The organism is Acidovorax soli, assembly GCF_014207955.1.
Classification (GTDB): Bacteria; Pseudomonadota; Gammaproteobacteria; order Burkholderiales; family Burkholderiaceae_C; genus Acidovorax; species Acidovorax soli_A.
Genome location: NZ_JACHLK010000035.1, coordinates 1 through 21,456, shown reverse-complemented (window position 1 = coordinate 21,456; position 21,456 = coordinate 1). Strand labels below are relative to the sequence as shown.

The window sequence follows — 21,456 nt, the reverse complement described above, 5'->3', positions numbered from 1 at the left end:
GCTAAGGCGCTTTGGCCGCCGGTGCCGATTTGGCCGCAGCAGCCGGTGGCTTGGCCTGAGCCCCTTTGCCCGCCGCCTTGGGCACCACCCCGGTGGCCACGCGCTTGCGGAACTCGGCCAGCCGGGCCTTCAGGCGCTTCTCGTTCTCAGGCCCCATGCGCACCAGCATCTTCTGCCCGCTGGACAGGGCCTGCAGCTGCGGGTCCACAAACTCATAGCGCACCCAGGGCCGGGTGGAGGGCACCTCGCCCTTCACCTCGGTCAGCTCCACCAGCAGCGGGCCGGTGGGCTCGGGGGTCTTGAGCAGGTGGTCGAGCACAGCCACCAGCCGGTCGTTGAAGTACTTGCCCGGGTAGCCCAGCTCTTCGTAGGCTTGCTGGAACAGCGGGTACAGCCGCGTGTAGAGGGCCACGGCCTGGTCCATGGGAATCGCCTCGGCAAACGCCACAAAGGCGCCATAGCGCCCGGCATTGCTGCCCGCAATGGCCAGTTGTCCGTGCGTGCCGGGCACGCCTTCCACGCTGAAGCGCCGCGGCGCCATCTGCACCGGCCACATGCGTGCAGGCGCCTGGGCACGCGGCAGGTTGTCCACCGTGGCCACCACGCGGCGCACAAAGCCGTCAAGCTGCAGGAAAGAGCCCACCGAGGGCTGGCCCAGCAATTCGGCCAGCGCCTGCGCCACGGCCGCATCGGACTCGGCGAGGTCGGGCAGCGCGGCCGCATCGGCCGGGGGCTCGATCAGGTTCTGCGGGCCCGTGGGTTCGGATGCCGCAGCCACGGGGGCCGACGCGGGGGCCGCTGCTTCAGGCGGTGCGGCGCTGGTGGTCGGTTCGGCAGGGGCATTGCCGGCCTGCCAGCGCCACCACGCATAGCCCGCACCGACCAGGGCCACGACCAGCACGGTCGCCACCACTGCGGTGGCACCGCCCCCGCTGCGCGGCGGAGCCGGGCGGTGGTCGCTGCGCAGTTCGGAGAAGTCGCGGTCGTGGTCGAGCACTGGGTCGGGCATGCAGAGGGTTCCTCAAAACAGGCCTGACCATTGGAAACCCTTTAGGTTCCGCTGAAAAGTAACGCCCTGTTCACGCCACGGGCACGCTGCGCGCACGCAACAGGCGCGCAGCACGCGGGAGATTCCTACAGCGCCTGCAACCAATCCACCGTAGCCGCCAGCTCGGCCGGGCGAATCTCGTGCATGCCCGGGAACTCGCGGTAGTTCAAGGTGACGGGCAACTGCGCAAAGTGCTCGCGGATGACATGCGCCTGCGCCAGCGGAATCACGTTGTCCTGCGTGCCATGGCTCACCCACAGCTGCTTGCCCTGCAGCGCAGCAGCCGGCGCGGCCGCAGGCAGCACCTGGGGCAGCAGCCGGCTGTGCCACACCATGGCGGCCTGCAGCAGCGCGGGTTGCGTGAGCAGCAGCGACAGCGACATGATCCCGCCCTGGCTGAAGCCGCCCACCACCACACGGCTCGCGGGCACGCCCAACTGGGCCGCAGCGGCTTCGACCGCCTGGGCCACCAGGGCGCGGCTTTGCAGCTCCTGCGCTTCGTCGATGCGGCGCTCGCCATTGGGGAGGACCGAGAACTCGAACCAGGCGTTGGCATCTGGTCCCATGCGAAACGGCGCGCGCAGGCTCAGCACGTGGAAGCGCCCAGGCACATGCGGCGCCAGGCCGAACAGATCTTGCTCATTGCTGCCCACGCCATGCATCAGTACCAGCAGCCAGGGCTCGGCAGTCCCGGCGGCGGGAGGGCGGTGCAGGTAGGTCAGGGGCAGTTGGGGTGTAGTCATGAATCTTGATACTAAAGAGGTGCCGCAAAGCGGCGAACAAAGCTCAGCGAAGCGGTTCTGGCTAGGCGCTGCGTCGCAGACAGTACTGCAAGTACGGCAAGACGCAGCAACGACGCCAGAAGAGGTTTGTTCGTCGCTCAGTGTGCCGCGGGTTGCAAGGCAAACGCATCCATCGACAGCATGCTATACATCACTTCCCGGCTCAGGTACTGCGGCTGCAGGTCATCGCCCGCCGCGCCCAGCGCAAAGAAGATGGGCAGAAAGTGGTCTTCCGTAGGGTGCGCGCGCGTGGCATGCGGCGCCTGGCTGCGGTAGTTGAGCAGCGCCTGCATGTCGCCCCGGGCCAGCGCATCCTCGATCCAGCGGCTGAACTCCAGCACATAGGGCGCCGGCTCGCGCGCCCCGCCAAAGAATTCGGACAGGTTGTGCGTCATGCTGCCCGAGCCCACCACCAGCACGCCCTGGCTGCGCAGCCCACGCAGCGCCGCGCCCAGCGCGTACACCTCGGCCGGGCCCGCGCTGGCGGGCAGGGCCACCTGCACCACGGGCAGGTCGGCATCGGGGAACAAATGCATCAGCGGCACCCAGGCGCCATGATCGAAGGGGCGCGCCGCATCGCCCTGCGCAGCCACGCCGGCGGCCTGCAGCAGCGAGAGCACCTCCTGCGCCAGCGCAGGCGAGCCCGGCGCCGGGTACTGCAGCTGGTACAGCGCGGGCGGAAAACCGCCAAAGTCATGCCAGGTGGCCGGCTGCGGCCCCGTCATCACCTGCGCGCTGCGCGCCATCCAGTGCGGCGACATGATCACCACGCCGCGCAGCCCGGGGAACTGCGCGCGCAGACCCTGCCCCCACTGCGTGAGCGCCGGGCCGGTGGTGCCGGCATCGATGGCGAACAGTGGCGCGCCGTGCGAGACAAACAGGGCGGGCACGGTGGCGGATGGCGAAGAAGGGGCTTGGGTGGTGGCGGACATGGTGGGCGTACTTTCTCTAGGGTCTGAGAGGTACTGTAGGACTTACCCAGGCCGAGACCAAGCACCGCTGGTCAAACGGATTGTTGCGTTTTTGGGATGAATTGGGGTTTTGAAGGCGGGCATTGAACCCAAGGCTGCTGGCGTGCAAACACATTTACTGTTCGTGGGCGGCGCTAATGCACATCGTCACTATCGGTGTTGCTCTCGTAGTAAAACCCAAGATCGAGGTCGATCTGGTGCTTCACCAACAACTCCGCCAAAGCGCTGGAAATGTATGGTCCACCTCCCGTCCCGTTCCCGCCCCAATAAAACCCCAGGGATGATTCAACGCCACGACGTCTCAGTTCACCTAACAAGGTGCCGGGCCTAAGTTGGGAAAGAAGCCACGACACATGCACGAACGGATCACATTCGTCAGTTCCAATTGCTTGGCGCGTGTCTAGATGCCAACTGAATCTAGGCAGGTCATTTCGAATGACAAATCCCAGGGCTTGCATTCGTATTGAGCTCGCCAAATTGGCCGGAGCCTGCTCATCTTGGAAAACAAGCGCTTGCACCGCAGACCGCTGGAAAATTTCCACCGCTGATTTTTTGTTATTCGACCTCAGGAAAAAAGTGCAGTAGTGCCTCATCTCGCTTCTATTCGTCCAAACGTTTGGATATCAAGGAATTCTGAGCAACCCAGACCACCGCAGCAAGACATCTCTTCCGCGACTTCGCTCAATCCACCACCCGCCCCCGCAACGCCTTCGTCGCACTGCGCTGGCTCTTGCCCTCCAGCCGCCGCTGCTTGGACCCATAGGTCGGCTTGGTTGCCCGCCGCACCCTTGGCGGCGCAGCCACCGAGTTGACCAAGGCATTCAGCCGCTCCATCGCTTCCGCCCGGTTCATGTCCTGGCTGCGGTACTGCTGGGCCTTGATGACGACCACGCCTTCGTTGGTGATGCGCGCATCGCGCAGGGCCAGCAGGCGCTCTCGCACGCCCTCGGGCAGGGACGATGCCGCGATGTCAAAGCGCAGGTGCACGGCGCTCGATACCTTGTTGACGTTCTGCCCGCCCGCGCCCTGGGCGCGCATGGCAGTGATCTCGACCTCGCGCTCGTCCACTTGCAGCACGGCGACCTGGCCGTTGACGCGTGGGGCCTCCTGCGGTGGCCGGGGCGGGCGCGGGGCGGCCTCGGGTGTCGTGGCAGCAGCAGGTGGGGCCTTGGGTGCCTCAGTGCTCATCGCACGCTCACTCGGCCCCATCGGCCAACGCCGCCAGCAGTTCCTGCAAGAACGCCTCGGGCCGCTCGAACTGCACCCAGTGCCCGGAGCCTGCCACCAGCACCATGCCGCGAAAATCGGGCGTGGCGGCGGCGTACGCGGCCCGCAGCCCGTCCATGACGCCCTGGTACAGCGCATCGTCTTCGCCATAGATCACATGCACCGGGCATGCAACCGAAGGCAGCGAACGGGCAAGGATGTCGGTGCGCGCCAGGCGGCGGCGCGTCATGCGGTCGCGCACTACATTGCCCACATGCACTTCGAGCGCCAGGCCATCGACCAAGACCGGGTCGCGCAGCATCAGCGCGGCCAGGTTGTAGCGGTGCATGTCCAATTGCTCGGCTGGCGGCAGGTGGCGCCAGCCCTTGAGGCGCACGGGCCGCTCGGCCACCAGGCCCATGGCGGGCGCGCCCACCACCACCAGCTGGCGCGCCAGTTCGGGGTGGGCCGCCAGCAGGAGCCCGGCCGTGAGCCCGCCAAACGAAAAGCCCACCAGGTCCACCGGCCGGGGCCCGAACAGGGCGCGCAGGCCCTCGGCCATGGGCTCGACCAAGGCGTCGGCATCGCCGCCCGTGGGCGGAACCGCCGAATCACCAAAGCCCGGCAGGTCGGGGATCCAGACCTGGCGGCCGGCGGCCACCAGGGGCTCGATATTGCGCACCCAGTGCGTCCAGCTGCCGCTGCCGCCATGCAGCAGCACCAGCGGGGGCACGTCGGCCCGCGCATCGCCCCAGTGGTGCCACACGGTTTCGCCGCTTCCGCAGGGCGTGGTGTGGCGCTGCGCCAGGGCGCGCAGTCGGTCGATCTCGGGAGACGGCAGGCTGGCGACGGGACGATCGTCCCGACCCGGGGGCGCCCCGCCCTCGTCCTCGTCGCCGACCCCACCCGCCATCACATGCCCGCCAAGCCGTCGATGGCCAGCGCGTAGCCGCGCACGCCAAAGCCGCACATCACGGCCTTGGCCGCTGCGGCGATATAGGAGTGGTGGCGGAAGGCCTCGCGCGCGTGCACATTGCTGATGTGCAGCTCGATCAGGGTGATGGCCGTGCCCTTGGTCGCATCGTGCAGGGCCACGCTGGTGTGGGTGTAGGCGCCCGCATTGAGCACCACGCCCGCCAGCTCACCGGCGGCATGCAGGCGGCCGGCCTCGTGAATCCAGTCCACCAGGGCGCCTTCGTGGTTGCTCTGGTGAAAACGCAGCGCAAAACCGTGGCGCCCGCAGGCCTCAACGCACATCTGCTCGACATCGGCCAGGGTGTGCGCGCCGTACACGGCGGGTTCGCGCGTGCCCAGCAGGTTCAGGTTGGGGCCATTGAGGACAAAAACGGTTTTCTTGTTCGCGGACATGCAGCAGGTCTCCAGACGTTGGGGTGGACCGCCGGTCTTGCGCCAGACGGCCCTCTTCGATCCAACGCGGGATTATGCGGTGCGCGCCACCGTGGTCCCAGGCCCCATACACACCGCACGGCACGCCGCACGGTGTGCGGCGGCATGGGCTCACATGCCCCGGCGCACGGCCGGGAATACGCGCAGCCCGCCGCCGGTCAGGTCAGCGGTCCCAACGGCCGTGGCCGTGGCCATGACCGTGGTGGTGGCGGTGGCCGTAACCGCCGCCGCGGTAGTAGTACACGGGCGGGGGCGGCGCGTAGTACACCGGTGGGGGCGGTGCGTAATACACCGGGGCCGGGGCCGTGTACACGGGGCGGGGTGCATAGTAAACAGGCGCCGGGGCAGAGTACACGGGGTAGCCGTTGCCCACGCCCACCACCACACCTGGCGAACTCAGGCCTATCGACCAATTGACATCGCTGCGGGCATGGGCCGAGCCTGCGGCTGCGAAGAGCGCCAAGGCCACACCAGCGGCAGCGGCCATGGACTGGATAGAACGGGTTTTCGTCATGGAAATCTCCTGGTAGTGGAGGCGGCCCTCGTGGTCGGGAATCGCCTCACTGGTACTCAACGCACCAGATGTCCGAAAGGATGGCATGAAACCCCATCTTTATTGTTTCTTTACGTACACGTGAGTACGCACTCCTGCGCAATAGTTCACGCCAACCCGCTCCGGCACGGGGTTGGCAAGCGGTTACAGACAGTGACAGGCGGTTTTTGCAGCACTGGGGCGTTGCCAACCGGGCGCAGAAAGCCCTGGCGGGCACCCGCAGCGTGCCCCCTGGCGCCCGTGGCCGCGCTGCAGTGCAGCAGACAGCCCGGCCTCCCCCTAAAATGGGGCAATGACCACGTCCACCCCCGCCAACACCCCTGCCGCAACCCCGGAATCGGCAGCCGAAGCCACCAAAACGAGCAATTTCCTGCGCCAGATCATCGAGCACGACCTGGACAAGGGCACCTACGCCAGCCGCCAGTGGGGTGGCACACCGGGCGACGCGGCCCACCACGCCAAGGGCCAGCCCGACCCGGCCAAGATCCGCACGCGCTTCCCGCCCGAGCCCAATGGCTACCTGCACGTGGGCCATGCCAAGAGCATCTGCATCAATTTCGGCCTGGCACGTGACTACGGCGGCGTGTGCCACCTGCGTTTTGACGACACCAACCCGGAAAAGGAAGACACCGAGTACGTCAACAGCATCATCGATGCCGTCAAATGGCTGGGCTTCGACTGGAACGGCAGCCCCGACGCCGCGCCCTACCAAGCGAGTGACTACTTCGACTTCATGTACCGCGCGGCCGAATACCTAGTCGAGGCCGGCCACGCCTATGTGGACGAGCAGACCGTGGAGCAGATGCGCGCCAACCGCGGCGACTTCGGCAAGCCCGGGGTGGACAGCCCCTTCCGCGCCCGCACGCCCGCCGAGAACCTCAAGCGCTTTCGCGAAATGCGCAATGGCGAGCACGAAGACGGCTCCATGGTGCTGCGCGCCAAGATCGACATGGCCAGCCCCAACATCAACATGCGCGACCCGGCGATCTACCGCATCCGCCGCGCCACGCACCACAACACGGGCGATGCCTGGTGCATCTACCCGATGTACACGTACGCCCACCCCATCGAGGACGCACTCGAGCAGATCACCCACAGCCTGTGCACGCTGGAATTCGAAGACCAGCGCCCCTTCTACGACTGGGTGCTGGAGCGCCTGACCGAAGGTGGCCTGCTCAGCAACCCGCCCCCGCGCCAGTACGAGTTCTCGCGCCTGAACCTCACCTATGTGATCACCAGCAAGCGCAAGCTCGCCCAACTGGTGTACGACCACAAGGTCAGCGGCTGGGACGACCCGCGCATGCCCACCATCGTCGGCCTGCGCCGCCGCGGCTACACGCCCGAATCGCTGCAGGTGTTTGCCGAGCGCATCGGCGTGACCAAGAGCGACAGCTGGATCGACTACAGCACCCTGGAAGGCTGCCTGCGCGAAGACCTGGAGCTCAAGGCCTTCCGCGGCATGGCCGTGCTCAACCCCGTCAAGTTGGTGCTCACCAACTGGGATGAGGTCATGGGAGCAGGCCACCTGGAGCCCTGCTCCCTGCCCTCGCTGCCCCACCCGCCCGAAGGCGTGGAAAGCCCCGAGCGCCACTTCACCATCGGCAAAGAGGTCTGGATCGAGCGCGAAGATTTTGAGGAAGTGCCCCCCAAGGGCTACAAGCGCCTGTTCCCCGGCAACAAGGTGCGCCTGAAGGGCGGCTACGTCATCGAATGCACCGGCTGCACCAAGGACGCCGACGGCAAGATCACCGAGGTGCTGGCCACCGTGGTGCCCGACACCAAGAGCGGCACCCCCGGCGCCGATAGCGTCAAGGTCAAGGCCGCCATCACCTGGGTCGGCGTGGCCGACGGCGTGAAAGCGGAAGTGCGCATGTACGACCGCCTGTTCCTCGAAGCCCAGCCCGACGCGGGCGGCAAGGACTTCATCGAAGGCCTGAACCCCAACAGCCTGAAGACTGTGACCGCCATCGTGGAACCGAGCCTGGGCCATGCCCACAAGGACGACAAGTTCCAGTTCGAACGCCACGGCTACTTTGTCGCCGACCGGGTGGACCACGAGCCGGGCAAGCCGGTGTTCAACCTGGCGGTGGGGTTGAAGGATTCGTGGGGGAAGTAAGCGCCCCTGCATGCGTACACGCTCAAGCCTCAGTTTGCCCAGAGCGTGACCCATATGGCAACCGCCTCGGGTAGTGGTTTTTGCCGGCCCCAATGGGGCTGGCAAGTCCACCCACGCTGATGCCATCCTTGCGTCCCTCAGTATCGAAACCTTCGTCAACGCAGATTTCATCGCACGGGGACTGTCAGGCCGCAATACCGAAGCGGTCGCGTTCGAAGCGGGCCGCATCATGCTCGGTCGATTGCGGCAACTCGCAAGTGCGGGAGAAAACTTTGCCTTTGAAAGTACCCTCTCCAGCCGCACTTTTGCACCGTTTCTGAAGAGCCTGAGAACCCAAGGCTACCGGGTCGCCATCTACTACTTTTCGCTGCCAAATGCGCAGCTTGCAGTCAGGCGTGTCAAACTTCGCGTAGCGCTCGGCGGCCACGATGTGCCTGCGGACGTGGTACGGCGGCGCTTTGGGCGGAGCCTGGCAAATTTTTTCGAACTCTACGCTCCTATCGCATCCACATGGGCCGTCTTTGACAACTCCCGGCCTCCCCAGGCAAGCCTGGTTGCAACCCAAGAAGAAGCAGGCCCCTTGACTGTGAAGGAACCTCAAACATGGCTCAAACTGCAAAAAATCGCCAGCCAGCACTGATGCCGTCTCCCAAGGCGCTGGAAAAGGCCCTCGCTCAGTCCGCACAGCAAGCCCAGCGGATGGCCGATGCTTTTGGGCTCACGGTTCCGATGGCACCGACCAAAGGGGTCGCACGTGACGTCAAGCCCACCACCACGGCTTGAGGACGCCAACTCGCAGGAAGAGTCAGAGACACTGGTTGAGTTCATCCAGCGCTCTCCGCTGCACGAGGAGCAATCGGGCCTGTTGGATATGACGCGAGATAGAAGCTTGGTACGCGACGTGGAGCTTTAAGACAGGTACTGTCTTTTCCCTGTCAGCTACCCCCTACCCCGCCCATCGCAATCGACCGATGCCCGCCCGGGCTCGCCAGCGGCACCATGGACCCTTGTTCGTGCAAAAACGGAGGTCCCCATGCCCACGACAACCGCCCCGCGCCAGGCCCTCATCGATCTGGAAACCCGATTCTGGCAAGCCATGGTCGACGAGAACGTCAGCGCCGCCACCGAGCTGCTGGCCGAGCCTGCGCTGATGGTCAGCAGCCATGGCGCACTCAAGTTCGACCGCGCCATGTACGGCAAGATGGCCAAGGAAGGCCCGATGGTGGTCACCGCGTTCGAGTTCAGCGACATGCAGGTGGAGTTTCCGACCGATGCCATGGGTATCCTGACCTACCGCGTGAAACAGGGCGTGGCGCCGCGCGGCGACAAGGCGCACAGCACGGAACAGGTGATGCACGACAGCTCGACCTGGATCCACGCCGACGGGCGCTGGCAGTGCGTGATGCACACCGAGACGCCGGTCGATGATTCGATGAAGCTGCCGACCAAGCATTGACTGTCAGACCGGCTGGATGGATGGAGCGCGCAGGGGCCCTAAGATCGGCGGTTTTCTTTTTGCCTTCTTTGCTCCACCCCATGAACTTCGCCGCCCGCCTCCAGCAACTGCCTTCCGCCGCCCACCTCGCCTCCCTGCAACTGCTGGGCGCCGATGGCCAGGTGATCGCCACCATCGAGAACAAGCCCGGCCAGACCGGCTCGCTGGTGGTTTACTCTGCGCTGGCCGCGCTCTATGGTGGCAGCATCACGCCAAAGGCCGCCGCGCTGGGCCTGGAGTGGTATGCCGAGCATGTGGCCGATGCCAAGGCCTTCCCAGGCAAGCACCCCAATATCGACCGCCTGTTGGGCTGGGCCGAAGGCAGCGAGAGCTACCGCGCCCAGGTGATTGCACAGGCCTGATGCAACACCGGCAATCGCTACCAAGCCAATGCCAATTCCGTCATAGTCGTTAGAGCGCACGCGGCCCAAGCCAGGGCAGCCGTGCAAGGGCCGCCCCGCCGCACGGGCTGCGTCCCCCTTCCCGAATGGCGCAGCCATTCGAGAGAAGGGGTGAAGGCGCGAAGCGACTCAGGGGGTTGTACTTATTTCAGCCATTTGTCGGAGGCACCCTTGAGGATGCCCCGGCTGTCGATCTGGCCCCACACGAAGTTCATCACGCGCGTGTAGTCCGCATCGTCCTTGGGCAGCATGAAACCCAGGTAGCTCTTGGGCGTGAGCGGTGTGTCGATGAAAGCCGCGTGCAAACGCGGGTCGGCCTTGCTGTAGACCAGGGCCTCATACGTCTCGGTGATCATCACGTCGCCCTTGCCCTCGGCGATCAGGCCCGGGATCTCGGCATTCTTCTCGTGCGTGCTGACCTGGGCGGCCTTGAGGTTCTGCAGCACATAGGTCTCGTTGGTACCGCCCGGGTTCTTGATCACGCGCACATTGGGCTTGTTCAGGTCGTCCACGGTGTTGTACTTGGCCTTCTCGGCCGAGCGCACCAGGGCCACCTTGCCGAAGGGGGCGTAGCCGGGCAGCATTTCGATCAAACGGATGCGCGCCACGTTGCGCGTGATGCCGCCCACCGCAATGTCGAACTGGTCGGACTGCAGGTCCGCCATCAGCTTGGGCCAGGAGGTCTGCACGTACTCAATCTTCACGCCCAACTCCTTGGCCATGGCCTCGATCACGTCGATGTCGTGGCCCGACAGGCCAGCGTCGGTCTTGATGGCAAACGGGCGGTAGTCGCCCGGCGTGCCCACGCGCAGCACCTTGCTTTCCATGATCTTGTCCAGGCGCGGGCCGGCCTGGGCGGCCTGGCTCAGGGACAAGGTGGCGACCACAGCGGCCGCAGCCAGGGCGAGGACTTTCTTGGCGATCATTTCACGGAACTCCGAAGGTGAAGAGGGGGCAGGTAGGGGCGGTGCGACCGCCACCGTCTGCGCGGGCGGTTCGCAACAAAAGGATACAACAGGTGCCACAGAACGGGCACCTGCCAATCGAGCACGATCTGTGCCGCGTGCCTGCCGTTCAGCGCGCGAGTTCTGGTGAAGCACCCGCCATGATGTCGGCAGCGCCCAGTACGTCTTCGCGCAGGCGCAGGGCGCGCTCGGGCGTGGCGGGCACGCCGCCGAAGCGGGTGGCGCAATAGGTCTCCAGTGCGCGTTCTGTCCACTGGCGGGCCAGCGGCGCCAGGCCGGGGGCCGATGACCAGTGCTCGCGAACGGACTGGCCAGGTTGCGGCAGGTGGCGGCGGCCGCGCAGGCACCAGGTCATGGCACGGGCAGACACCTGCATCGACCGCACCGGGAACCAGCGCGACAGGCCCCATGCCGCAGCCAGCGCCAGGCGCGGGCCCCAGCGGTAGCGATAGCGCCACAGCAGCCAGGCCACGAGCGCCATGGCCAGCATCACCAACAGGTTGTTCACGTTGTCCGCTGCGCCGCCCGATGGCGGTGGTGGCTCGCCGGAGTCACCCGGCTCCCCGGACGATGGCGCAGCGGGGCCGCTACCCCGCAGCCAGTTGCGCAGCGCCTGGGCGGCATCCAGCGCCCCGTTGATGGCGCCGCGCTGCCACTGCGGCGCAAAGGGGTCGCGCCCGGCATCGCGCATGCCGTCGAGCATGCGGTCCCAGCGCGATGGCGGTGGACCCTGGCGAGGCCGCGACTGGCCCGGGTGCCCATCGCCCCACCCGCCGCCCTGGGCGCCCGCGCCGCCACTCCCCCCGGCGCGCCGCTGCCCGCTGCCATCGCCCTGGTGGCCCAGGGGCGGGTCATAGAGGCCGGGCACATCGCCGTCCGGCAGAAAGCCGAAGCCCAACACCGGCGGCCGAGGCACGAACAGGAACAGGCAGGCCGCGATCACGCACGACACGGCGACGAAGCCAGTGATCATGGACAGCTGCGTCCAGCGCGACAGGTCCACGCCTTCGGCATGCAGCCAGGCCAGCGCCAGCGCGCCGAACAGCCATGCAGGGCCCAGGTAGAACCACAGGCTCCAGTCGGCAGCGTAGTGCGTGGTCGTCAAGAAGCAGACGGTGAAGACCACTGTCATCGTGAAGTACAGGTCGCGCCGGGTGCGCATCTGCGCTGCGCGCGCGGCCATCACCACCATCAGCACCAGGCAGATCCAGCGGGCAAACGGGTACAGCAAAATGCCGGGGAACACCGCCAGCACCACGCCCATCAGCGCCATGCCACGCCACAGCCCGTGGCCTGCGCCAGCACGGCCGCGCAAATTGAACACACCCGCACCAAAGCCCAGCAGGGCCCATGCCAGCCACAGCACGCAGAACACGCCAAAGGCCAGGCGGCCTCGGTCCACGTACGAGAACGCAAAGCCGGTGAACAAATAGCACAGGCCTGCAAAGACAATCGCGCCGCTGCTGCGCAGCGGCAGGCCCTCTGTCGTCTGCAGAGGTGCCTTGCCCACTGGCTTGCGGGCCGTGGCGACCTGGTTGCGCTGCGGCTTCACGACGCCTCCCCCAGCACCGTGGCCACGCCTGCCTGCTCTGCCAAGGCGCGCAGTTGCCCGGCATTGGCACGGTGGGTGGCGGCGCCTGCACGCCCCACCGCGATGCACACGACCACCGTACACGGCAGGCGCACCAACTCGGCCAGCGCTGCCTGCAGGTCCGCCACGGCCAGGTCGCCCGGCACGACCAGGGCGACTTGCTCGCCCGCGCGGGCATCGCCGGCCAAGCGGGCGCAGGCGCCGCGCAACTGCACGGGGCTGCTGGGCAGGGCCGAGGCCAAGGCTTGGCGCAGCAGCGCTGCATCCTGCACGGGAGGCTGGTCCATGGCTTCGCCATCGGCCGCGGGGTACACAAAGACCTTGGCGCCTTGGGCCAGGGCCGCATCGCACACCCCGGCCGCCAGGCGAATGGCCTGCTCGCCAGCGCTGCGCAGATCGCCCAGGGCGGGTGAGCCAGGCGCCAGCACCACCAGGCGCAGGGCCAATGCACCCATTTGCTGGAAGTGCTGGATCACCAGATCGCCCACGCGCGCCGATGCGCGCCAGTTGACCCGGCCCACCGATTCGCCCTGCTGGTACTCGCGCAGCAGGCCCAGCTCAAACGACTGGCCCGTGTGGCGCGTGGCCAGCGTGCCCGAAGCGTCGGGCGACACACTCCAGGGCTGCGGCCAGTGCACGGCCTGCGGGCGCGGCAGCACGTGCACGGCAATGCCGGTGTGCTGCTGTGGCATGCTGTGCCGCGCCTGCAGCAAGCCGAGCGGAAAGCCGCTGGCCAGCCGCACCGCCACCAGCCGGTAGTGGCCGCGGCAGCCAAAGCGCGCCAGCCGCCCGACCACGGGGGCAGTGCCCTTGCGGATGACCGGTACCGTCTGGCGCAGCACCATGCGGTGCCCGGCCCATTCCCATTCGGTTTCCAGATCGACCATGAAGGCAGGCCAGCGCACGCTGCGCTCCACCACGATGCCCAGGTCGCAGGCAGCGCCCTCCTCTACCTCGGTCGTGCCGTTCGCGCCCAAGCGCACGGCCATGCCACGCAGCGACAGCCACGGCAGCACGAAACCCAGCACCGTGAGGGTGGTGAGAAACAGGAACATACCGTAGACCATGGGGTCGCGGCGGTTGAGCGCGGCCAGCAGCAGCGTGCCGCAGAATGCGATGAGCACGCGCGAGCGCGTGAGCAGGCGTTCCATGGCGCGGCTCAGACAGGGGTGCGCTGCAGCATCAGGATGCCCTGGATGATGTCGGCCGCATCCTTGGCCTGGGCGCCCTGCCCCTGCACGATGATACGGTGCGCCAGCACCGGGGCAGCCACCTCGCGCACCACGGCCGGGTCCACGTAGCTGCGCCCGCGGATGCAGCTGAGCGCGCGCGCCATGCGCGCCAGGCCCAGCGTGCCGCGCGGGCTGGCGCCGAAGCGGATGTCCGCATGCTTGCGCGTGGCCGCCACGATGGAGGCGATGAACTGCGCCACCTCGGGCGTGATGGAGACGGCATGCGCCGCTGCCACCAACTGCTCGAACTCGCCTGCGCCGCACACCGGCCGCAGCTGGCTGATCGGGTGCGCATACTGCTGGCTCTGGATGAGCCCGGCCTCGGTCGCCGCATCGGGGTAGCCCAGCGACAGGCGGATCAGAAAACGGTCGAGCTGGGCCTCGGGCAGCGGGTAGGTGCCCGCCATGTCGATGGGGTTCTGCGTGGCCAGCACGGCGAACGGGGCCGGCAGCGGCAGGGTCTGCCCGTCCAGCGTGATCTGCCCCTCTTCCATGCATTCGAGCAGGGCCGACTGGGCACGCGGATTGGCACGGTTGATCTCGTCGGCCAGCACGACGTTGGCGAACACCGGGCCGGGCCGCAGGGTGAACGAGCCATCTTTGGGGTTATAGACGGGGCCGCCCACGATGTCGGACGGCATCAGGTCGGCAGTGAACTGGATGCGCTTGAACGACAGGCCCACCGACACCGCCAGCGCGCGCGCCAGCATGGTCTTTCCCAGGCCGGGCACGTCTTCGATCAGCAGGTGCCCGCCGGCCACCATGGCCGCGAGTGCCAGCTCCACCTGGCGGTGTTTGCCCTGCAGGACTTTTTCGATGTTGTGAACGATGGCTTGCGCCGTGTGGGCGCAGCTGTGCTGCGCGGCGCTTGCGGCCGATTGAGTGAGATCCAACGCACTACCCTCTCTGGTTGACTGTCTTTGTTTTCTGAAAATTCTAGGCGCGCCCCGTGCCTGGCCCAAGCCTGAGATTGCGCAGGGTCATTCATCCGGGCACGGCGGGGCGAGAAACCGTTGTCACCGCGGCCCGGCCGAATGCGGTTACCCTGCCGGCATCCAGAACCATTCCACAGAAAGCACCACCATGGCCACCAAGAAACTCAAGGTCACCATCGAACTCGAAATGTCCGTCCCCGAAGACTGGGAGCTGGTCGAGACCTCCGAAGGCACGCCTGTGCTGAGCCTGCCCGATGGCCGCTACATGGACATCGCCATCGAGCCCCTGTTCGCCACCGACCCCGAAGAGCTGTGGAGCAGCACCGACGACGAGGATGCGCTGCACGAAGTGCTGGACATGGTGGACAGCGAAGCCGTCACCTACGAGTTCGTAAAGCACTGAGGGCTGGCGGCCACGCGCAGCCGAACCGCGGTCCGGCCAGTCAGTACAGGCAGTCGTGGTAGTCGTAGTTGCCCAAAGCCAGACGGGGCTGACCGGGGCCTTCAAAATCGAGCGCCAGCCGGCTGCCCTTGGGCGTGGCGGTGTCCACCATCAGTTCGCCCGCTTCCGCACGCGAGCTTTCATCGCTCAGCACGGAGCATTCAAAGACATGGGTCATCGCGGCTTCGGCGGTCATGGGGCGCAGGTCGTCGCCCAGTAGCAGCCGGGGTGACTGGTCGAGGTTCTTCTCGCTCATCCAGAACCACACGCCCTGGCCTGCGGGGCCCGGTTGCGCCACAGGGTTGCTGTCGCCCTTCCAGGTGCCGCGTTTCTCGCCGGGCACGATGCCCGCGGGGTCCCAGGCCAGGGCTCCCATGCCGCTGTTCATGTCCTGGTACACGACCAGGCTGCGGTCGTAGCGGGCGCGCAGCCCGGTGTCCAGCAACCGGTCCAGCCCCCGTGGGCCCTTGAGTTCGTGGTTGCGTTCATTCACCAGCATGTCCGTCACCTTGACCATGCCGGCCGCCGTCACGAAACCAGAGGAGTGGCCGGTATCAACGCTCCAGTCCCCCAGCACCCGCACCAGCGGCGGCAGCGGAGCACCCAGGCTTTTCTCGATGTCGGCAAAGAGGGCACTGGCGGGCTTCTTGAGCGCCTTGGCGTCAATGCGCTCGACGGACACGCCCTCCTCGGCCACCGTGGACAGCCCGCGGATGCGCTCGATCCAGGGCTTGCGGGTGTCGTACAGCGGCGCAGACAGGCGCCCCAGGTCGCGCACCTTCCAGCTCCGGTCGAACGGTGCGGACTGGCCCTTCACCGTGGCCTGGCCGCGCAGGCGCACACGCTTGGTGGTGGGGGGCAAGGCGAACACCAGTGCTGGCGATGCGCTGCCTCCCGCCGCTGCAGCCTGGTGGTCGAGCTTGCCAACCACCTTGCCATCCACGATCACATCAGCCACCACGCGGTCACCCGCAGCCAGATCGGGGTAGATGCCGGCCTTGCCGGCCTGTAGCACAGCCACCGCAGCCGCTTCGGGGCCGGCCGCCAGGGCCGCCTGCCCGCCATGCAGCCCTGCCGCCATGGCCACCACTGCGGCCAGTGCACGCTGGCGCCACTGCGGGACTTTTTTCTGCACCATATGGATACCTTCTTCTCTCTGAATCAATCAATACAAGCCGTACTGGTAGTCGTAACCACGCAGCGACAGGCTGGGCTGGCCGGGGCCACCAAAGCCCAGTTGCAGCAGGTTGGTGTGCGGATTGGCGGAGTCCAAGGTCAGTTCGTCGTCCGCCTCGGCCTCCGACGACTGCAGAAACACGAAGCTCTGGAAGATGGCGTTCAGCACCGACTCCGCGCTCCGGGGGCGGTATTCCTCGTCCAGCAGCAGCACGGGTTTGTTCAGGCGCTCCTGGTGCATCCAGAACCACACGCCCTCACCCGACGGGCCAGGCCGGGCACCGGGGTGGCCCTTGTCGTCCCAGGTGTTGGGCATTTCGCCGGGCGTGACGCCGGCCGGGTCCCAGCCGAGCGCGCCCAGCCCATCGCCCACTTCGATGAAGACGCTCACGCTGCGGTCATAGCGGGCCCGCACGGTCCGTGAAAGGATCTTGTCCAGGCCGCCGGGCCCCGTGCGCTGGTAGTCCCACTCGCTCAGCAACATCTCGGTGATCTTGCCCATGTCGGCCGCCGACTGGAAGCCGGAGTCGTCCAGCTGGATCTGCCAGTCGCCCAGCACCTTCACGAGCGGAGGCAGCGGTACACCCAGGCTTTTTTCGAGGTCGGCGAATGCGGCCTTGGCAGGCTTCTTCTTTGCGCCGCCATCGCCCGGCTTGACGGTGATGAACTCGGCCTTGGCCGCCACGCTGCGCACACGCTCGATCCATGGCTTGTTCTGGTCGTACAGCGGGCCCAGGATGGGCGCCAGGTCGCGCACCTTCCAGCTGGTGTCGAAGTTGCCGGACTTTCCCTCCACGGTCGCCTTGCCCCGCAGCCGCACACGCTTGAGGCCCATGGGCAGCGGAAACACCAGCGCCGGGGACCGGGCGATTCCGCCTGCCGTGGCCTGGTGATCGAACTTGCCAACCACCTTGCCATCGACAAGCACATCGGCCGCCACCCGGTCACCCGGCTCCAACGCGGGATGGATGCCGGCCTTGCCCGCCGAGGTTCCCCCGGCAGCAAGGGCCTGCCCGCCCAACCCGCCCGCCATGGCAGCCCCTACCCAGGCCGACAGGCCCGCCAGAATGCGCCGCCGCTGGGGCTGCGCCCCGCACTGCTGTGCCATTGAATTCATCCCCTTGGAGTTGGTGCGGGCGCGCTGGCATGAACGCCGCGCGCTGCTGTGCATCAGTCAATACAGGCTGTAGTGGTAGTCATAGCTGCGCAGCCACAGGCGCGGCTTGCGCGGCCCGTCGAAGTGCAGCTGCAGCAGGTTGGGGCGCGGGTTGGCCGTATCGACTTCCAGCTCGTCTTGCGACTCGGCCAGTTCCAACCCCGACAGCGCGAAGCGCTGGAACACATGGGTGAACACAGCCTCTGCAGTCTTGGGCCGGTAATCGTCGTCCAGCAGCAGCTCGGGCTTGTTGATATGGCCCTCGTGCAGCCAGTACCACACACCCTCGCCCGTCGCGCCGGGCCGGGCGCCAGGATTGCCCTTGTCGCCCGTGGTGTTGGGCGCCTCGCCAGGGATGACGCCGGCCGGGTCCCATGCCAGGGCGCCCAGGCCATCGCCCACCTCGATGAACACCGCCAGGCTGCGGTCGTAGCGGGCACGCACGGCAGGCGCAAGGATGGTATCGAGCCCATCCTTGCCCTTGCGCTCGTACCCTCCTTCGCTGAGCAGTATGTCGGTGACATTGCGCATCTGGGCCGCCTGCAGGAAATAGGAATCGCCGACCTCGATCTGCCAGTCGCCCAGCACCTTCACCAGCGGTGGCAAGGGAACACCCAGGGTCTTTTCCAGGTCTGCAAAGGCGGCCTTGGCAGGCTTCTTCTTGGCGCCGCCATCGCCGGCTTTGATGATGACCGTGCGGCCGAGCTTCGCGGCCAGGCCGCGCACGCGCTCGATCCAGGGCTTGCCCTGGTCGTACAGCGGCGCCGAGAAGGGCGCCATGTCGCGCACCGTCCAGGTCTTGTCGAAGGACGATGCCTTGCCCCCCTGGGTGACCTGCCCCTTGAGCCGCAGGCGCTTGAGCCCCACGGGCAGCGCAACAACCAGCGCGGGCCGCTTCTGGAGGCCCGGCTGCGTGGCCTGGTGGTCGAGCTGCGCGAGCAGCTTGCCATCGGCGCTCACCTCGGCCACCACCTTGTCGCCCGCGTCGATCCAGGGGTGGATGCCGGCCCGGCCGGCAGTGGGGCCGTCGGCTGCGGACACACTGCTTGGTGCCCCTGCGAACCAAGTCGCCAGCCATGCCGATATGCCCGCCAGAATGCGTCGCCGCTGTGCCATGGCCATCCCTCTCTCTTTTGTCTTGTCGAAGGGCGGAATTGTAGAAACGCGCAGCATCCTGAAGGCCCGCAAGGCATTCCCATGAAGTAACCAGCTGTGAGCGAAACACGTGGCCGGCCCCGCAGCGGCCTGCCTACAGCTGCGACTCCAGCAAGGCCGCCAGGCGCTCGGACAAGCGCTCCCTGAGCGGCCGGCGCTGCCAGTCTTCCAGCGTCACGCGCCTCGACTGCTTCAGGTCGTCCTCGAACACCTGTGTCTGGCGCTCGGCGAACGCCGTGTCGTAGACGTTGAGGTTGGCCTCGTCGTTGAGGCGAAAGGATCGGTTGTCGAAGTTGGTGGAGCCCACCGACACCAGGCGCTGGTCCACGATCATGACCTTGCAGTGGTACATGCTGGGCTGGTACTCGTAAATCTCCGCCCCGGCCGCCAAAAGCGGGCCCCAGGTGGCACGCGAGGCGGCCTTGACGGTCTCGGTGTCGGTGTACGGCCCGGGCGTGATGAGGCGGATGCGCACGCCGCGTTTCAGCGCATCGAGCATGAGCTGGCGCGTGAGGTCGTCGGGCACGAAATAGGCCACCGACAGGTCCAGGCTGCGCTCGGCCGCGGTGATGGCCATGTGGTACATGAGCTGCATGCTCTCGCTGCCGCTCGATGGCGAGCTGGAGAACATCTGCGCGCGCTGATTGCCCTGCGGCGCGACGGGCGGAAAGTAGGCCTCGCCATGCACCACCTTGCCGGTGACCTTGAGCCAGTTGTCCAGAAAGGTGGCCTGCATCTGCGCCACGGCGGGGCCACGCACCTGGTAGTGCGAGTCGCGCCAGTGGTCGGGGTCCTGGGCGTTGCCCGTCCACTCGGGCGCGATGCCTACGCCGCCGGTGAAGCCCACCTGCCCGTCCACCACCAGCAGCTTGCGGTGGGTGCGGTTGTTCATGCGCGCCAGGTTGTACCAGTGCGGCTTGTGGAACTTCTCGACCAGCACGCCGGCCTCGCGCATCTCGGTGAGGTAGCTCTCTTCCATCTTGGCGCTGCCCACCCAGTCGAGCAGCACATGCACCGGCACGCCCGCACGCGCGCGCTCGGCCAGGGCATCGGCAAACTGCTTGCCAATGTCGCCCGACCAGTAGATGTAGGTCTCGAAGGTCACGCTCTTTTGTGCCGAGCGGATGGCCGCGAGCATGGGCGGAAAGATCTGGTCGCCGTTGATCAGCTCCTTCACCTCGTTGCCACCCAGGATGCCCGGACCCAGCAGGCTGCCCATGGCGCGCTCGAACTGCGGGCTGGCCGTGCTGTACAGGCGCGGCAACTGGTGCTGGATCTTTTTCTCGCCGGCTGTGAAATTGAGGGCGAAGAGCACCAGGGCCGCCGTAGCGACGAAGGTGAGGAGCGCAATGCGCACGGCGCGACCGGGTTGGGGCATGGCGCGATTGTTGGGGCGCGCCCAGGTGCCCCATGTAGGCAGAATTCCCCAGATGACGCGGCACAATGGCGCCTGTTTTTCTGTCGCGACATGCCCCACCCCCTTCGCCCCCTCTCCACGCCCCCCACGCCATCGATGAGCCGGCGCACTGCCCTGCTCGCTGCGGGCGGCGGCCTGCTGTCCCTGCATGCGCCAGGCCTGCTGCATGCCAAGCCACAGGCCCGGCCGGCCGAGCCCACCGTATGGCCCCAGGCGCTGCTGGTTCCGGGCGGCGTGGCACGCCTGCCGCTCGGGCCGGCGGCAACGCGGCCCGTGGTGCACACCCTGGGCGCCAAGGGCGAGCCGTTGCCCGTGCTGGTGCTGGGCGATGCCGCCGGGTGGACGGCTGTGGTGGGCATACCGCTGGCAGCAGCGCCCGGGCCTGCGCACGCCACGCTGCAGTCCACCAAGGGCGGCGCTGCGCGGGAACTGCCCTACACCGTGGCGCCCAAGAAGTACAAGGAGCAGCACCTCACCGTGTCGCCGCGCACGGTGGACCTGTCACCCGAAGACCAGGCGCGCTACGAGCGCGAGCGCGACCACCAGGCGCTGGTGATGGCCACCTTCACCGAGCAGCCCGCAGGCCAGGCCATCGATTCGCTGCGCATGCGCGTGCCGGTACCGGGGCGGCGTTCCAGCTCGTTCGGGCTGCGCCGCGTGTTCAACGGCCAGGCGCGCAATCCGCACAGCGGCATGGACATCGCCGCGCCCACGGGCACGCCCATCCTGTCACCCCTGCCGGCCCGCGTGATCGACACGGGCGAGTATTTCTTCAACGGCGGCACGGTGTGGCTGGACCATGGCCAGGGCCTGCTGTCCATGGTCTGCCACCTGAGCGCCATCGACGTGAAGGTGGGTGACGTGCTGGCCGCCGGCCAGCGCCTGGGTGCCGTGGGCGCCACCGGCCGCGTGACGGGCCCGCACCTGCACTGGGGCGTGATGCTCAACCGCACCATGGTAGATCCGGCCCTCTTCGTCCCTGCCGCCTGACATCCCCAACACAGAATCCGAGATGACACATTTGCCTGCACAAGACACCCCGTCCCACCAGACCACACGGCGCTGGGCCATTGCATGCGCCGCCGTGGCGCTGTGCTGCTCCGGCTGCGCCGTGGTCACCGTGGCCGATGCCGCGGTGAGTGTGGCGGCCACCACGGTGAAGGTGGGGGCCAAGGTGGTTGGTGCCACGGTGGATGTGGGCGCCGCAGGGGTCAAGGCGGTTACGGGTGGGAGTAGCGATTGATTGATTGAGGGCGGGGCCGGAGGCTCTGCAACGCGGCTGTTTGGATGGTGTGCCTGTGCTGAGGGCGGAGGCCGGGTCTCGGCCCGGCGGCCGAGGTACTTGTTCTTTGCTTCGCTGTACAGACCGGGGACATGGTGAACACCTGTGCGGAGACATGGTGAACAC

Annotated in this window: 22 protein-coding genes; 7 read left to right on the top strand and 15 right to left on the bottom strand. The window is 67.1% G+C overall.

Going from position 1 to position 21,456, the window contains the following annotated elements; all coding sequences use genetic code 11:
• Nucleotide 1: 1 nt before the first annotated feature.
• The 7 genes from HNP48_RS34820 to HNP48_RS34790 all read right to left on the bottom strand — a co-directional run bounded on the left by HNP48_RS34820 (nucleotide 2) and on the right by HNP48_RS34790 (nucleotide 5,928).
• Complete coding sequence (locus tag HNP48_RS34820; protein WP_184866197.1) at nucleotides 2-1,009, bottom strand: DUF3014 domain-containing protein; 1,008 nt, start codon at nucleotides 1,007-1,009, stop codon at nucleotides 2-4.
• 125 nt (nucleotides 1,010-1,134) lie between these two features.
• Nucleotides 1,135-1,791 carry an alpha/beta hydrolase gene (locus HNP48_RS34815; RefSeq protein WP_184866195.1) on the bottom strand — a complete coding sequence of 219 codons (657 nt, stop codon included), beginning with the start codon at nucleotides 1,789-1,791 and terminating at the stop codon, nucleotides 1,135-1,137.
• 137 nt (nucleotides 1,792-1,928) lie between these two features.
• On the bottom strand, nucleotides 1,929-2,762 hold the full coding sequence (locus HNP48_RS34810) for a class III extradiol ring-cleavage dioxygenase (protein ID WP_184866193.1): 834 nt from the start codon (nucleotides 2,760-2,762) through the stop codon (nucleotides 1,929-1,931).
• Between the two features lie 720 nt (nucleotides 2,763-3,482).
• Nucleotides 3,483-3,989, bottom strand: coding sequence for an alternative ribosome rescue aminoacyl-tRNA hydrolase ArfB (gene arfB, locus HNP48_RS34805; protein ID WP_184866191.1), 507 nt, complete (start codon nucleotides 3,987-3,989; stop codon nucleotides 3,483-3,485).
• 7 nt (nucleotides 3,990-3,996) lie between these two features.
• Entirely contained in the window at nucleotides 3,997-4,920 is a 924-nt protein-coding gene (locus tag HNP48_RS34800; protein WP_184866189.1) for an alpha/beta fold hydrolase, read from the bottom strand.
• Entirely contained in the window at nucleotides 4,920-5,375 is a 456-nt protein-coding gene (aroQ, locus tag HNP48_RS34795) for a type II 3-dehydroquinate dehydratase (protein ID WP_184866187.1), read from the bottom strand. The genes HNP48_RS34800 and aroQ overlap by 1 nt, the downstream gene beginning before the upstream one ends.
• A 202-nt stretch (nucleotides 5,376-5,577) precedes the next feature.
• A complete protein-coding gene (locus tag HNP48_RS34790) occupies nucleotides 5,578-5,928 on the bottom strand; it encodes a hypothetical protein (RefSeq protein ID WP_184866185.1) in 351 nt (116 codons plus the stop codon).
• A 331-nt stretch (nucleotides 5,929-6,259) separates the two neighbouring features.
• Here HNP48_RS34790 and HNP48_RS34785 point away from each other — a divergent pair, with 331 nt between their 5' ends.
• From HNP48_RS34785 to HNP48_RS34770, 4 genes are all read left to right on the top strand, one after another.
• Nucleotides 6,260-8,083 carry a glutamine--tRNA ligase/YqeY domain fusion protein gene (locus HNP48_RS34785; RefSeq protein ID WP_184866183.1) on the top strand — a complete coding sequence of 608 codons (1,824 nt, stop codon included), beginning with the start codon at nucleotides 6,260-6,262 and terminating at the stop codon, nucleotides 8,081-8,083.
• 73 nt (nucleotides 8,084-8,156) lie between these two features.
• Nucleotides 8,157-8,723, top strand: a complete 567-nt coding sequence (locus HNP48_RS34780; RefSeq protein WP_184866181.1) for an AAA family ATPase — start codon at nucleotides 8,157-8,159, stop codon at nucleotides 8,721-8,723.
• A gap of 393 nt (nucleotides 8,724-9,116) precedes the next feature.
• Complete coding sequence (locus HNP48_RS34775; RefSeq protein ID WP_184866179.1) at nucleotides 9,117-9,539, top strand: nuclear transport factor 2 family protein; 423 nt, start codon at nucleotides 9,117-9,119, stop codon at nucleotides 9,537-9,539.
• A gap of 80 nt (nucleotides 9,540-9,619) precedes the next feature.
• Nucleotides 9,620-9,940, top strand: a complete 321-nt coding sequence (locus HNP48_RS34770) for a DUF2322 family protein (protein WP_184866177.1) — start codon at nucleotides 9,620-9,622, stop codon at nucleotides 9,938-9,940.
• A 182-nt stretch (nucleotides 9,941-10,122) separates the two neighbouring features.
• Here HNP48_RS34770 and HNP48_RS34765 read toward each other — a convergent pair whose 3' ends face one another.
• The 4 genes from HNP48_RS34765 to HNP48_RS34750 form a co-directional block, all read right to left on the bottom strand.
• A complete protein-coding gene (locus tag HNP48_RS34765) occupies nucleotides 10,123-10,905 on the bottom strand; it encodes a transporter substrate-binding domain-containing protein (protein WP_184866175.1) in 783 nt (260 codons plus the stop codon).
• Nucleotides 10,906-11,053: 148 nt separating this feature from the next.
• A complete protein-coding gene (locus tag HNP48_RS34760) occupies nucleotides 11,054-12,496 on the bottom strand; it encodes a transglutaminaseTgpA domain-containing protein (RefSeq protein ID WP_184866173.1) in 1,443 nt (480 codons plus the stop codon).
• Entirely contained in the window at nucleotides 12,493-13,686 is a 1,194-nt protein-coding gene (locus tag HNP48_RS34755) for a DUF58 domain-containing protein (RefSeq protein ID WP_184866171.1), read from the bottom strand. Before HNP48_RS34755 ends, HNP48_RS34760 begins: the two co-directional genes overlap by 4 nt.
• 8 nt (nucleotides 13,687-13,694) lie before the next feature.
• Complete coding sequence (locus HNP48_RS34750; protein ID WP_221480465.1) at nucleotides 13,695-14,660, bottom strand: MoxR family ATPase; 966 nt, start codon at nucleotides 14,658-14,660, stop codon at nucleotides 13,695-13,697.
• A gap of 190 nt (nucleotides 14,661-14,850) precedes the next feature.
• Here HNP48_RS34750 and HNP48_RS34745 point away from each other — a divergent pair, with 190 nt between their 5' ends.
• The gene (locus HNP48_RS34745; protein WP_184866169.1) at nucleotides 14,851-15,105 is read left to right on the top strand and encodes a hypothetical protein; all 255 of its coding nucleotides are present in this window, start codon (nucleotides 14,851-14,853) and stop codon (nucleotides 15,103-15,105) included.
• Nucleotides 15,106-15,145: 40 nt separating this feature from the next.
• On the opposite strand, the gene HNP48_RS34740 is transcribed toward HNP48_RS34745, so the two are convergent.
• The 4 genes from HNP48_RS34740 to HNP48_RS34725 all read right to left on the bottom strand — a co-directional run bounded on the left by HNP48_RS34740 (nucleotide 15,146) and on the right by HNP48_RS34725 (nucleotide 20,009).
• Nucleotides 15,146-16,282, bottom strand: coding sequence for a hypothetical protein (locus HNP48_RS34740; RefSeq protein ID WP_184866167.1), 1,137 nt, complete (start codon nucleotides 16,280-16,282; stop codon nucleotides 15,146-15,148).
• A gap of 27 nt (nucleotides 16,283-16,309) precedes the next feature.
• Nucleotides 16,310-17,428 carry a hypothetical protein gene (locus HNP48_RS34735; protein WP_184866165.1) on the bottom strand — a complete coding sequence of 373 codons (1,119 nt, stop codon included), beginning with the start codon at nucleotides 17,426-17,428 and terminating at the stop codon, nucleotides 16,310-16,312.
• A 66-nt stretch (nucleotides 17,429-17,494) separates the two neighbouring features.
• Nucleotides 17,495-18,517, bottom strand: coding sequence for a hypothetical protein (locus tag HNP48_RS34730; protein WP_311773897.1), 1,023 nt, complete (start codon nucleotides 18,515-18,517; stop codon nucleotides 17,495-17,497).
• A 208-nt stretch (nucleotides 18,518-18,725) separates the two neighbouring features.
• On the bottom strand, nucleotides 18,726-20,009 hold the full coding sequence (locus HNP48_RS34725) for a phosphatidylserine/phosphatidylglycerophosphate/cardiolipin synthase family protein (protein WP_184866161.1): 1,284 nt from the start codon (nucleotides 20,007-20,009) through the stop codon (nucleotides 18,726-18,728).
• Nucleotides 20,010-20,099: 90 nt separating this feature from the next.
• Between HNP48_RS34725 and HNP48_RS34720 the strand changes: the two genes are divergently transcribed.
• Entirely contained in the window at nucleotides 20,100-21,038 is a 939-nt protein-coding gene (locus tag HNP48_RS34720) for a peptidoglycan DD-metalloendopeptidase family protein (protein ID WP_260420501.1), read from the top strand.
• A 22-nt stretch (nucleotides 21,039-21,060) separates the two neighbouring features.
• Nucleotides 21,061-21,291, top strand: coding sequence for a hypothetical protein (locus HNP48_RS34715; protein WP_184866217.1), 231 nt, complete (start codon nucleotides 21,061-21,063; stop codon nucleotides 21,289-21,291).
• Nucleotides 21,292-21,456: the final 165 nt, after the last annotated feature.

Excerpts from the sequence above, each read along its gene's own strand:
- HNP48_RS34765 (WP_184866175.1), bottom strand. The coding sequence starts at position 10,905 with ATGATCGCCAAGAAAGTCCTCGCCCTGGCTGCGGCCGCTGTGGTCGCC.
- HNP48_RS34810 (WP_184866193.1), bottom strand. The coding sequence starts at position 2,762 with ATGTCCGCCACCACCCAAGCCCCTTCTTCGCCATCCGCCACCGTGCCC.
- HNP48_RS34740 (WP_184866167.1), bottom strand. The coding sequence starts at position 16,282 with ATGGTGCAGAAAAAAGTCCCGCAGTGGCGCCAGCGTGCACTGGCCGCA.
- HNP48_RS34775 (WP_184866179.1), top strand. The coding sequence starts at position 9,117 with ATGCCCACGACAACCGCCCCGCGCCAGGCCCTCATCGATCTGGAAACC.
- HNP48_RS34800 (WP_184866189.1), bottom strand. The coding sequence starts at position 4,920 with ATGGCGGGTGGGGTCGGCGACGAGGACGAGGGCGGGGCGCCCCCGGGT.
- HNP48_RS34745 (WP_184866169.1), top strand. The coding sequence starts at position 14,851 with ATGGCCACCAAGAAACTCAAGGTCACCATCGAACTCGAAATGTCCGTC.
- HNP48_RS34785 (WP_184866183.1), top strand. The coding sequence starts at position 6,260 with ATGACCACGTCCACCCCCGCCAACACCCCTGCCGCAACCCCGGAATCG.
- HNP48_RS34755 (WP_184866171.1), bottom strand. The coding sequence starts at position 13,686 with ATGGAACGCCTGCTCACGCGCTCGCGCGTGCTCATCGCATTCTGCGGC.
- HNP48_RS34735 (WP_184866165.1), bottom strand. The coding sequence starts at position 17,428 with ATGGCACAGCAGTGCGGGGCGCAGCCCCAGCGGCGGCGCATTCTGGCG.
- HNP48_RS34725 (WP_184866161.1), bottom strand. The coding sequence starts at position 20,009 with ATGCCCCAACCCGGTCGCGCCGTGCGCATTGCGCTCCTCACCTTCGTC.
- arfB (WP_184866191.1), bottom strand. The coding sequence starts at position 3,989 with ATGAGCACTGAGGCACCCAAGGCCCCACCTGCTGCTGCCACGACACCC.
- aroQ (WP_184866187.1), bottom strand. The coding sequence starts at position 5,375 with ATGTCCGCGAACAAGAAAACCGTTTTTGTCCTCAATGGCCCCAACCTG.
- HNP48_RS34715 (WP_184866217.1), top strand. The coding sequence starts at position 21,061 with ATGACACATTTGCCTGCACAAGACACCCCGTCCCACCAGACCACACGG.
- HNP48_RS34820 (WP_184866197.1), bottom strand. The coding sequence starts at position 1,009 with ATGCCCGACCCAGTGCTCGACCACGACCGCGACTTCTCCGAACTGCGC.
- HNP48_RS34720 (WP_260420501.1), top strand. The coding sequence starts at position 20,100 with ATGCCCCACCCCCTTCGCCCCCTCTCCACGCCCCCCACGCCATCGATG.
- HNP48_RS34790 (WP_184866185.1), bottom strand. The coding sequence starts at position 5,928 with ATGACGAAAACCCGTTCTATCCAGTCCATGGCCGCTGCCGCTGGTGTG.
- HNP48_RS34815 (WP_184866195.1), bottom strand. The coding sequence starts at position 1,791 with ATGACTACACCCCAACTGCCCCTGACCTACCTGCACCGCCCTCCCGCC.
- HNP48_RS34770 (WP_184866177.1), top strand. The coding sequence starts at position 9,620 with ATGAACTTCGCCGCCCGCCTCCAGCAACTGCCTTCCGCCGCCCACCTC.